The sequence below is a fragment of the Bifidobacterium sp. CP2 genome (assembly GCF_018555635.1).
In the GTDB taxonomy this organism is placed as follows: domain Bacteria; phylum Actinomycetota; class Actinomycetes; order Actinomycetales; family Bifidobacteriaceae; genus Bifidobacterium; species Bifidobacterium saguinibicoloris.
Map to the genome: position 1 here is coordinate 293530 of NZ_JAFEJX010000002.1, position 11903 is coordinate 305432.

The following is an 11903-nucleotide window of genomic DNA, read 5'->3' on the forward strand; positions in this document are numbered from 1 at the left end:
CACGGCCTGCACGGAGCCGCGTTCAGCGGACGTGGAGGTTCCTTGGAGCGGGCTCGCCGCCCGTATGCAGCGGAAGTCGTGGTGAGTGGGGTTACTGTGAATGATTGTGGTGTGCGGCGCAAGGGCGCTTGCACGGTAGACCCGCCCACTTAGAATGGGCCGCATGCCCAAAAAGAAGTCCTTTACCGCTCGACGTGTGTTCACTCTCCTGCTGGCGTACATCATGCTGTGCGTGGGTGGCGGCGCAGTGGTCTCCCTGATGTTCCTGCCAGCCGTGTTCGGTGCCAACTCGGTGGCCAAGGCCGTGGTCCCGTCCCTGAAGGTCGAAGGCGTCGACTTCGATGTGACGGCCATGCCGCAGAAGTCCGTGATGTACGCATCCGACGGCACCACCAAAATCGCCGATTTCTACGCCGACAACCGTACCGTCGTCCCGCTGAAGAACATCTCCAAGGCCATGCAGCGCGCCGTGGTGGCGCGTGAGGACCGCCGATTCTTCCAGCATCACGGCGTCGACGTGCAGGGCGTCATGCGAGCCTTCTTCCAGACGTTCGTCAAGAAGGGCGATACGCAGGGCGGCTCCACCCTCACCCAGCAGTACGTGAAGAACGTGCTCGCCATGCAGGCGCGCGAGGACGACGACCCGATCGCCGAATACCACGCCACCGAACAGACCATCGCCCGCAAGGTGCGTGAGATGCTCATCGCCGTGCAGATGGAGAAGCAGTACACCAAGTGGGAGATCCTGCAGGGATACCTCAACATCGCCCAGTTCGGCAACCACAACCTCTACGGCGTGGAGACCGCGGCGAAACGATACTTCAACACGTCCGCCAAGGACCTCACCGTGATTCAGGCCGCCACCATCGCGGCCATCACGAAGAACCCGGCCAAGTACGACCCCACGTCCGAAGGCAACCTCAAGGCCTCGGAGGAGCAGCGCAACATCGTCCTCAAGCTCATGCTCGACCAGGACTACATCTCCCAGGCCGAGTACGACAAGGACGTGAAGATCCCGCTCAAGGACACGCTCAACGTGCAGAGCATCGACTCCGGATGCCAGGTGGCCGGCGACGCTGCGTTCTTCTGCGACTACGTGACCCGTCAGATCCTCAAGAACAAGGAGTTCGGCGCCACCGAGGAGGAGCGCAGCAAGCTCCTCAAGGAGGGCGGTCTGACCATCGTCACCACCATGGACGTCAACGCGAACTCCATCGCCATGCAGACGGCCCGCAACACCATCCCGCCCGACGACCCCACCGGTTTCGAGGTGACGATGGCCGTGATCAGACCCGGCACCGGCGAAGTGCTCGGCTTCGGCCTCAACCGCACCTATGACGCCACCGACCGCGCGAAGACCGATTCCACCCGAACGGCCGTGAACTACGCCGTCGACCAGGTCGACGGCGGCGGATGGGGCTTCAACGTGGGTTCCACCTGGAAGCCCATCAACCTGGTGGCGTGGATGCAGCAGGGCAAGTCCATCAACCAGGCGCTGAGCACCTCCACCAACGTGAGCACGCGCGGCTTCAGCTGCAACGGCATCCGATTCACCACCAACTGGCACGTGGAGAACTCCGGCGGCGGCACCGTGAGCAGCGAGACCCCGCTGCAGGGCCTCATCAAGTCCCACAACACCACGCAGGCCGCCATGGCCTCCCAAATCACGCTGTGCCCCATCGCGGACGCGGCCAAGGCCATGGGCTACCACAACTCCATCAAGGGGCATGAGGACATCTACGACTCCAACTCCTTCCAGCCCCCGATGGTCATCGGCACCGTGCAGGCGTCCCCGCTGACCATGGCCAACGTGTACGCCACCATCGCCGCCAACGGCGTGGAATGCACCCCGATCGCCATCACCAAGATGACCGACCGTTCCGGCAAGGAATACAAGGTGCCGTCCGCCAACTGCCATCAGGCCATCGACTCCGGCGTGGCGCAGACCGCCGCGTACGCGCTCAACCAGGGCGTCGTCACCAAGGGCGGCAACGCGGAGCTCGCCCAGTTGGACGACAACCGCAAGACCTTCGCCAAGACCGGTACGAACGAGAAGACGTACATGCTCACCGGCGGATTCATCCCGCAGGTCAGCGCGTACGTGGCCGTCGGCAACGCGGAGGAGCAGCAGTCGTTCAGCTACAAGACCATCAACGGCGTCTACCACTCCACCTGGTACGGCATGTACATCGCCGAGCCCGCATGGCGCGAGTTCATGCAGAACTACGTGAATGCCGCCGGCATCCCCATCAACAACGACTACGGCAACCCGGATTCCCGGTTCATGACCGCCAGCTACAGTTCGTCCGGCTCCGGCCGACGATACAGCAGCAGCGGCACCAGCGGCGGTACGACCAGTGGAACGACCGGAGGAACCACCGGCGGCACGACCAGCGGTACGACCGGAGGCACCGGCACGACCGACGGCACCACCGGACAGTGATTCGTCCGATTCGCCCGATCGGCCCGTCCAAGGCACTGTGACGTCCCTGTGACGTCCGATGCATGACGATGCGAACGCCCACCCCGACGGGGTGGGCGTTCGTCGTATCCGCAAGCCGCTTGCCGGCGTTCCGTCCGCCGACGTTCCGTCCATCGGCCCTTCCGTCGACGGGTGGGCATTCCCGACGAAACCCTCGCCGCCTTTCGGCCGCACTACAATGGGGACCGACAAGCACCCGACGCGTCGCATCGTGCCGGCACACGTCAATCGCGTCGCCCCTTACGCGGCGACGGACGGACCGGACGGCGACGCATCGGGCGGACATGACATCGAACGAAGGGGACCGCACATGGCGCAAGCCGACATCGAACAGACCAACGGGGACACCGGATCCGCCCCCATCGAAACGCCCAAGGGCTTCGACTTCCGCGGGCTCGACGTGCCGAACCTCGCCGGAGCCGCCGCCGCGGCCGGCGACGGGACAGGCAAGGGCAAGGCAGGGAAGGCCGGGAAGACCGGCAAACCCGGCAAGGGCGGCAAGAACGGCAAGGCGAAGAACAAGGCGGACAAGCAGGCGAAGGGCGCCGACGCGAATGCCGCCGAAGCCGGCGAGGGCAAGGCGCGCGGGGGAGCGGGGCTCTTCGACCCCATCACCCTGCGCGGGCTCACCATCCGCAACCGCATCTGGCTGCCGCCGATGGACACCTACTCGGCGTTCGCCCGCGACGGCCGTCCCACGCCGTTCCACTACCAGCACTACGTATCCCGCGCGCTCGGTGGCTTCGGCATGATCATCGCCGAAGCCACCGCCGTGGCGCCCGAAGGACGCATCTCCCCCTGCGACGTGGGCCTGTGGGCCGACTGGCAGATCGACTCCTGGCGTTGGATCGTCGAGGACATCAAGCAGGCCGGCGCCGTGCCCGCCATCCAGCTCAACCACGCCGGACGCAAGGGTTCCTCCGGCTGCTTCGCCGTCGGATACGAAGGCGAGACCGTGCCCGAAAGCGCGGGCGGATGGCAGACCGTCGCCCCCAGCCCCATCCCGTTCGGCGGGTATGACACGCCGCGCGCCCTGACCGTCGACGAGATCCACGGACTCGTCGGAGCGTTCGCCGCGGCGGCGGGCCGCGCCGTGGCCGCCGGCTTCCAGGCCATCGAGATCCACGCCGCGCACGGATACCTCATCTCCCAGTTCCTCGACCCGCTGAGCAACGAACGCGAGGACGAATACGGCAACGGCTTCGAAGGCCGCATCCACTTCCTGCTCGAGGTGACCGACGCCATCCGCGGCGTCATCCCGGACGACATGCCGCTGCTCGTGCGCGTCTCCGCCACCGACTGGGCCGCCGGCGGCTGGGACCTCGACCAGACCGTCGCCCTTGCGAAGATCCTCAAGGAGCACGGCGTGGACCTGGTGGACGTGTCCACCGGCGGCATCGTCTCCGGCGTGACCATCCCCGCCAAGCCCGACTATCAGGTGCCGTTCTCCGCGCAGGTGCGCAAGCGCGCCGACGTGCCGGTCACGGCCGTGGGGCTCATCACCAAGACCAAGCAGGCGCAGAAGATCCTCGCCAAGGGCAAGGCCGACGCGGTGGAGATTGGCCGCGCCGCGCTGCGCGACCCGTACTGGCCGCTGCGCGCCGCCGCCAAGCTCGGCGTGCCCGTGGAGGACGCGCCCTACCCGCCGCAGTACGTGCGCGGCGCGTTCTGAGACGTGCGTCGGTGACGTGCGCGTTTCGAGGTGTGCCGCGGTGACGTGCGCGTTTCGAGGTGAGCGGCGGTGACGTGCGCGGCGTCGCCGGTCGCGGACGGTTTCGTCCGTGACCGGTGACATCGACAGCGAATGGTGAGACAATGGGACGCATGAGTTACGTTTCCGACAGCTTCTGGCATGACGCGGTCAACAAGGCGACCTGCGACCTCTTCACCTTCGGCTACAAGCACATCATCAAACCCAACTTCGTGTTCAACGTGCCCCCGGACGAGGCGCACGACCGCATGATCGAATTCTGCCGGGTGGTCCGTCACGTGCCGCCGCTGCTGTGGGCGGAGCGCACCATGCTCGACTACACGGACCCGATCCTCGAGACGAACGTGATGGGCGTCGACTTCGCCAACCCGTTCGGCCTGTCCGCCGGACTGGACAAGAACTGCGAGATGGCGACGGTGCTCGACAACGCCGGATTCGGCTTCGAGACCGTCGGCTCCACCACGTCCCGCCCGTGCGCCGGCAACGCCAAGCCCTGGTTCCACAGGCTCCCCGAATACGATTCGATGATGGTGCACGTGGGACTCGCGAACATCGGCTCCGACAAGGTCATCGAACGCGCCGAGGAGGCGTGGACGCACGGACACGGCATGCAGGTGTCCGTTTCGATCGCCCGCACGAACGACGACCGGTGCGGCGACCTCGACGAAGGCATCGAGGACTACTGCATCTCCATGCGTCGGGCCGCCGGACGCACCGCCATGATCGAGGTCAACGTGTCCTGCCCGAACACGCACGCGGGCGAGCCGTTCACCGCCTCGCCCGAAGCGCTCGACCGCCTGTTCACCGCGCTCGACGGCATCGACCGCCCGCAGCCCACGCTCGTCAAACTGCCGCTCAACAAGCCGTGGGAGGAGTTCCGCGACCTGCTTGCGGTGCTCGCGGAACACAACGTGCAGGGCGTGAGCCTCGCGAACCTCAACAAGGACCGCACCGGCCTGCAGATCCCGCGCGAATGGGAGGGTGGCCTGTCCGGCGGGCCGTGCACCGTGGCCAGCGAGGAGCTGGTGGCGCGCACGTACCGCGAGTTCGGCGACCGGTTCGCCATCGCCGGCATCGGCGGCGTGTTCACGCCGGAGCAGGCGTACCGCAAGATCCGCGCCGGCGCCAGCCTGGTGATGTTCATCTCCTCGCTCATGTACCGCGGCCCCCAGCAGATCACGGTGCTCAAGCGCGGTCTGGCCGAGCTGCTGCGCCGCGACGGTTTCGCGTCCGTCTCCGAGGCGGTCGGCGTCGACGCCTGAGAGGGGGGCGTCGGGGCCGGGCCCGGTTCCGTGTGGTCCGGTTGCGTGTGGTCCGGTTGTGTCCGATTCTTAAGGAATGGGCGTCTGGAGGTCCGGTGGGAGGTTCCTTGCGTCCGATTCTGTAGGAACGGATGCTGCGGGGTCTGCCGTGGTCCGGTTGCGTCCGATTCTTAAGAATCGGGTGTTTGGAGGTCCGGTGGGAGGTTCCTTGCGTCCGATTCTTAAGAATCGGGTGTTTGGAGGTCCGGTGGGAGGTTCCTGGCGTCCGATTCTGTAGGAACGGATGTTGTGGGGTCTGCGTCGGGTCCGGTTGCGTCCGATTCTTAAGAATCGGGTGTTTGGAGGTCCGGTGGGAGGTTCCTGGCGTCCGATTCTGTAGGAACGGATGCTGCGGGGGCTGCCGTGGGTCCGGTTGCGTCCGATTCTTAAGAATCGGACGTTTGGGTGTGCACCGGTGATGTGCTTTTTTGTTCGCTAACGTTTTCAAAATCGAAAATATGCGACGCGAAACGCACAAGTCGGTTTGGTATATGGAAGTTTGTGTGCGATAATGTTCGTATGATATCGTCACAACGTCAACACCTGATACTGAGCAGGCTTCGCACCAGAGGTGCCGTGCGAATCACGGCCCTCAGCAAGGAGCTCGGCGTCTCCGCGATGACCATTCGCCGCGATATCGCCGAACTCGCCGACAAAGGCCTTCTGAAGCGCGTGCACGGCGGCGCCGTCACCACCAGCACGCTGTTGAGCGAACCGTTGTTCTCCGTAAAGTCGCAGATGGACATCGGGCTCAAGGACGCCATCGCCCAGGAGGCCGTCAAATACGTGGCCCCCGGCGACGTCATCGCCATCGGCGGCGGCACCACGGCCTACGTGTTCGCGCAACACCTGCTGGAAAGCCAGCAGGCCAGCGGCATCACCATCCTCACCAACTCGATCCCCGTGGCCGAACTCGTCCAGGCGCTCGAATCGAAGGATGTGGAGGTCATCGTCACCGGAGGTGTGATCACCCGATCCAATTCACTGGTCGGGCCGATCGCCGACAAGGTCATCGCCTCTCTGCGCGTCAACACCGTCTTCCTCGGCACGCACTCCGTGTCGATTCCCCGCGGCTTCCTCATGCCCAATTCGCTCGAGGCCGCAACCGACATGGCGATGATGGACATCGCCGATCGGACCATCATTTTGACCGACCACACCAAGTGGAGCTGCACATCGCTGTCGTTGTTCGCGCGGTTCGACCAGGTGGACACGGTCATCACCGACGACGGGCTCGATCACGATACCGCCGCCAAAACGAAGGAACTGGTCAACGAGCTCGTCCTGGCCGAACAGACCGAGCCCGAACAGGAAAGTGAACAGGAGTAACCATGACCGATTTCGCAGCCTACGAGCCCGGCGAATACGCGAAGGAGCACATCCGCATCACGCCGACGACCCTCGCCGACGGACGCGACTTCTTCTACCTTGACGACGACCCGGAGTACGTCTCCGGCAAGAAGACCCGCGAGCTCAAGGACCCGCGCAACCTGCCGTACCGCTTTGCCAACCAGCTGAACGCCGCCGGCGAGGAGGTGCCGTACGCGGCCCCCGAGATGCGCCGCGACCCGCTCACCGGCGACTGGATCCCGATGGCCACCGCGCGCATGAACCGCCCGATCACCGCCGGCCCCGGCGCCACCGCCAAGGGCAACCCGCTGGCCGCCCGCAAGCCCGGCGACCCGTACCAGGACGGCGAGGTCCCGGACACCGACTACAACGTCGTCGTCTTCGAGAACCGCTTCCCCTCCATGGTGCGCGTGCCCGGCCGCTCCGAGGACGTCACCTACGTGGACGGCAACCCGCTGTGGGAGAAGAAGATGGCCGCCGGCCGCTGCGAGGTCATCTGCTTCGACCCCGATGAGCACGGCCTGCCGGCCGACCTGCCGGTGAGCCGCCTGCGCACCGTCGTCGAGGCCTGGGCGTTCCGCACCGCCGAGATCTCCAAGATGGACGGCATCGAGCAGATCTTCCCGTTCGAGAACCACGGCCAGGAGATCGGCGTCTCCCTCGCCCACCCGCACGGCCAGGTCTACTGCTACCCGTTCATCGCCCCGAAGATGGAGAAGGAGCTCCAGCACACCGAGGCCTACCATGAGAAGACCGGCGGCAACCTGCTCAAGGACCTCATGAACGCCGAGCTCGAAGCCAAGGAGCGCGTCGTGCTGCGCAACCACAGCTGGGTCGCCTACGTGCCGGCCGCCGCCCGCTGGCCCCTCGAGGTCCACGTGGCCCCGGTGCGCGACGTCCTCACCATCGACCAGCTCAACGACCAGGAGCGCTGGGACCTCGCCCAGATGTACTCCACGCTCCTGAAGCGCGGCAACGCGTTCTTCGACAAGGGCGACGGCAAGGGCATGGACCTGCCGTACATCGCCGCCTGGCACCAGGCCCCGATCCACGACCCGCGCCGCGAGAACTACCGTCTGAACCTCCAGTTCTTCAGCTTCCGCCGCGCCGCCAACAAGATCAAGTACCTCGCCGGCTCCGAATCCGGCATGGCCGCCTGGATCTCCGACACCACGCCGGAACTCATCGCCAAGCGCTTCCATGAGCTCGGCGACGTGGACATCGCCGACTGATCTGCACATATACGTACGCAACGCGGTCCCATCCCGCCCATCCCCGTCGTCCGACGGCACGGACGGGGAGGGGCCGCGCCCACCAACCATCCGCAACGAAAGAACGAGAACACCAATGACTGCTGTTGAATTCATCGAACCGCTGACCCACGAGGAAGGCGTCTCCCAGGCCACCAAGCTCTTCGTCGACACCTACGGCGCCGCGCCCGAAGGCGTGTGGGCCGCCCCCGGCCGCGTCAACCTCATCGGCGAGCACACCGACTACAACGCCGGCCTGTGCCTGCCGATCGCGTTGCCGCACCGCACGTTCATCGCGCTCAAGCCGCGCGAGGACACCAAGGTGCGCGTCGTCTCCGACGTCGCCCCGGACAAGGTCGCCGAAGCCGATCTCGACGGGCTCAAGGCCCGCGGCGTGGACGGCTGGTCCGCCTACCCGGTGGGCGTCGCCTGGGCGCTGCGCGAGGCCGGCTTCAAGGTCAAGGGCTTCGACGCCGCGTTCGTCTCCTGCGTGCCGCTCGGCTCCGGCCTGAGCTCCTCCGCCGCGATGACCTGCTCCACCGCCCTGGCGCTGGATGACGTGTACGGCCTCGGCTACGGCGATTCCGACGCCGGCCGCGTCACCCTCATCAACGCCGCCATCAAGTCCGAGAACGAGATGGCCGGCGCCTCCACCGGCGGTCTCGACCAGAACGCCTCCATGCGCTGCACCGAAGGCCACGCGCTGCTGCTCGACTGCCGTCCCGAGCTCACCCCGCTCGAGAACGTCTCCCAGCAGGAGTTCGACCTCGACAAGTACGGCCTCGAGCTGCTCGTCGTCGACACCCAGGCCCCGCACCAGCTCAACGACGGCCAGTACGCCCAGCGCCGCGCCACCTGCGAGGAAGCCGCCAAGGTCCTCGGCGTCGCCAACCTGCGCGTCGCCGCCGACGGCATCGCCAAGGCCGACGACCAGTTCCAGGCCCTCAAGGAGACGCTCGACGCCCTGCCCGACGAGACGATGAAGAAGCGCGTGCGCCACGTCGTCACCGAGATCGAGCGTGTCCGCTCCTTCGTGCGCGCCTTCGCCAAGGGCGACATCGAATCCGCCGGTCGCCTGTTCAACGCCTCCCACGACTCCCTCGCCGCCGACTACGAAGTCACCGTGCCCGAGCTCGACGTGGCCGTGGACGTGGCCCGCCACAACGGCGCCTACGGCGCCCGCATGACCGGCGGCGGCTTCGGCGGCTCCATCATCGCGCTCGTCGACAAGGGCCGCTCCCAGGAGGTCGCCCAGAAGATCGCCGACGAGTTCGAGAACCGCGGCTTCCACGCGCCTCGCGCCCTCGCGGCCTATGCGGCCCCGTCGGCATCACGCGAGGCGTGATGCCCTTCGTGGACATCGGGGATGTCCACTCACCTCGCCTACGGAGAGTCCACTGGACTCTCCGTGTGACGGCTCGGCCCGCGAGGCGTGACCTTCACGGCGACGAACCGCGACACGCCCGGCGGACTTACGAAGCATCCGTGAATCCGCTACGGTGAGGTCTTGATTTGATAACCGCATGCCCCTGGCGCATTCTCAGCCAGTGGGCATGCGGTTTTTCGTTGCCGTCGGGACCCGGACGTTAGGGGTTTTCGACGCGAAGCCGATGACGCCGCATGCCACGCCTTCCGGAGGATTCCCGGAAACGATCCGTGGCGGGCAAAGCCATGGCCGCGTCGCCCGACGACGACGGGAGTCGAGTATCAAGAGAGGCCTCACGTTGTCCGAAACGCAGACAACCAACAATCAGCACACCGATCGGCGCGCCGCCGACACCACCAAACCGCATTTCGACGACCTCGCCTACGAGGTCGCCACCCCCACGAACGATGACGCCGGACGCGACTCCGGTCGCTTCGCGCATCCGCACCGCGTGATGCTTGGCCTGTACCTCGCCGTGTTCCTCGGCATGCTGTCCGAAACGTCGATGAACATCGCCCTGCCCGACCTGATGGACGAGTTCTCCGTCTCCTCCGGCACCGTGCAGTGGATGGTCGTCGGCTACATGCTCGCCATCGGCGTCGTCCTGCCGTGCGTCGGGTTCCTGCTCAAGTGGGTCAAGGCGAAGACGCTCGTCATCTTCGCGCTCGTCTGCTTCCTTGCCGGCGCGCTTGTATGCACGTTCGCGACCGCGTTCCCCGTGCTGCTCGCCGGCCGCATCGTGCAGGGCGTCAGCACCGGCATCGTCCTGCCCACCATGTTCGCGTCGATCATGCGCGTGTTCCCGCCGGTCAAGATCGGCGCGGCCAACGGCGCGGCCAACGGCGTGGCCGGTCTGGTGATCATGTTCGCGCCGGTCGTCGGCCCGACCATCGCCGGCGCGCTCATCGGCGCCGTCTCCTGGCGTGCGATCTTCGCCCTGTTCGCGCTGATCGCCGCTGTCGCGCTCGTGCTCACCGCGCTGTTCTTCGTGACCCCGATCGAACGCACGCGTCCGGCGGTCGACGTCATCTCCATCATCACTTCCGCAATCGGTTTCGGCTGCCTCGTCGCCGGCGTGAGCCTCGTCGCCGACATGGGCTTCTCCCCGGCCGTCATCGGCCTGCTGGTCGTCGGCATCGTGGTGCTCGCGTTCTATGCGCGCCGCCAGCTCACCATCGCCGATCCGCTGCTCGACCTGCGCGCGCTCGGCGTGGCCGCGTTCCGCACCCCGGCCATCATGGTCTCCTGCTCGTTCGCCTGCACGCTCGCGTTCATGTACCTCGTGCCGCAGGAACTCCAGCGCGGCCTTGGCCTGAGCTCCACCGTCGCGGGCATGCTCATGCTGCCCGGCGGCATCGTCAACGCGGTGTGCACGCTGGTCGCCGGCCGCCTGTTCGACCGTCACGGCGCCCGTCGTCTCGTGTGGATCGGCGTGGTGATGGCCGTGATCGGCGGCGCGCTGTTCTATGCGATTGGCGTCGGCGCCCCGATTGCGCTGTTCCTCGCCGCGCACATCATCGTGATGATCGGCATCCCGTTCATCCAGCAGTCCACGCAGTCCGCCGCGCTCAAGGCGCTGCCCGGCCGCATGGCCGCCGACGGCAGCACCATCCTCAACACGATGCAGCAGGTGTGCGGCGCCATCTCCACCGCCGTCGCCACATGCCTGCTGGGCCTCGGCCAGACGCACTACGCGGCCGCCGGAGGCTCGAACCCGGCGCAGGGCTTCGTGGACGGCTCGCGCTACGGCTACCTGTTCGGTCTCGCTCTGGTCGCCGTCGTGCTCGCGTTCTCGTTCGCACTGCGGGAGCGTCATGACGCGCCGAAGCTCGTGCCGGTCGAAACGGGCGTCGAACGCGCCGAGAAGGAGAACCTTGCGGCGTGAACCCCACGGTCGGACGACGTGACGTATGTGACGTACGTGCCGTCCGGACACGACACGGTCGGATGACGCGACGTCCTGACCGACGTCGCATGACATCGGATGACGTAACGTGACGTCGCAGGCCGCGGGCTTGGACGTTACGACGCATCGCAACGGGTGCCTTCCTATACTGGAAGACACCCGTATCTCGTCTTCCCCAATCTCAGGAGCTTCATGAACAAGGCAATCATCACCGTCGTCGGACACGACACCGTCGGCATCATCGCACGCGTCTGCACCTACCTGTCCAACCACAACGTCAACGTGCTCGACATCTCCCAGACCATCATCGACGGCTTCTTCAACATGATGATGATCGTCGACTACTCCAACTCCGACAAGGAATTCAGCGCCATGGTCGGCAACCTCGAGGACCTCGGCGACGACATCGGCGTGCGCATCCGCTGCCAGCGCGAGGAGATCTTCACCAAGATGCATAGGATTTGAGTCGGCCCGCTC

At 66.1% G+C, this 11903-nt stretch carries 8 protein-coding genes; all 8 read left to right on the plus strand.

All coding sequences use genetic code 11. The features are described from left to right. The first annotated feature begins 163 nt into the window (after positions 1 to 163). The 8 genes from JS531_RS02570 to JS531_RS02605 all read left to right on the plus strand — a co-directional run bounded on the left by JS531_RS02570 (position 164) and on the right by JS531_RS02605 (position 11891). A complete protein-coding gene (locus JS531_RS02570; RefSeq protein WP_214312193.1) occupies positions 164 to 2443 on the plus strand; it encodes a transglycosylase domain-containing protein in 2280 nt (759 codons plus the stop codon). Positions 2444 to 2792: 349 nt separating this feature from the next. After that, positions 2793 to 4154, plus strand: a complete 1362-nt coding sequence (locus JS531_RS02575) for an NADH:flavin oxidoreductase/NADH oxidase (protein WP_214312194.1) — start codon at positions 2793 to 2795, stop codon at positions 4152 to 4154. Between the two features lie 152 nt (positions 4155 to 4306). Continuing rightward, on the plus strand, positions 4307 to 5455 hold the full coding sequence (locus tag JS531_RS02580) for a quinone-dependent dihydroorotate dehydrogenase (protein ID WP_214312195.1): 1149 nt from the start codon (positions 4307 to 4309) through the stop codon (positions 5453 to 5455). Positions 5456 to 6013: 558 nt separating this feature from the next. Beyond that, the gene (locus JS531_RS02585; RefSeq protein WP_214312203.1) at positions 6014 to 6823 is read left to right on the plus strand and encodes a DeoR/GlpR family DNA-binding transcription regulator; all 810 of its coding nucleotides are present in this window, start codon (positions 6014 to 6016) and stop codon (positions 6821 to 6823) included. Positions 6824 to 6825: 2 nt separating this feature from the next. Next, positions 6826 to 8076: a galactose-1-phosphate uridylyltransferase gene (gene galT / locus JS531_RS02590; protein ID WP_214312205.1), complete on the plus strand. Its 1251-nt coding sequence runs from the start codon at positions 6826 to 6828 to the stop codon at positions 8074 to 8076. Between the two features lie 115 nt (positions 8077 to 8191). After that, a complete protein-coding gene (gene galK / locus JS531_RS02595) occupies positions 8192 to 9439 on the plus strand; it encodes a galactokinase (protein ID WP_214312207.1) in 1248 nt (415 codons plus the stop codon). A gap of 379 nt (positions 9440 to 9818) precedes the next feature. Then, positions 9819 to 11405, plus strand: a complete 1587-nt coding sequence (locus JS531_RS02600) for a DHA2 family efflux MFS transporter permease subunit (RefSeq protein ID WP_240541990.1) — start codon at positions 9819 to 9821, stop codon at positions 11403 to 11405. A gap of 213 nt (positions 11406 to 11618) precedes the next feature. Beyond that, positions 11619 to 11891 carry an ACT domain-containing protein gene (locus JS531_RS02605; RefSeq protein WP_214312216.1) on the plus strand — a complete coding sequence of 91 codons (273 nt, stop codon included), beginning with the start codon at positions 11619 to 11621 and terminating at the stop codon, positions 11889 to 11891. Positions 11892 to 11903: the final 12 nt, after the last annotated feature.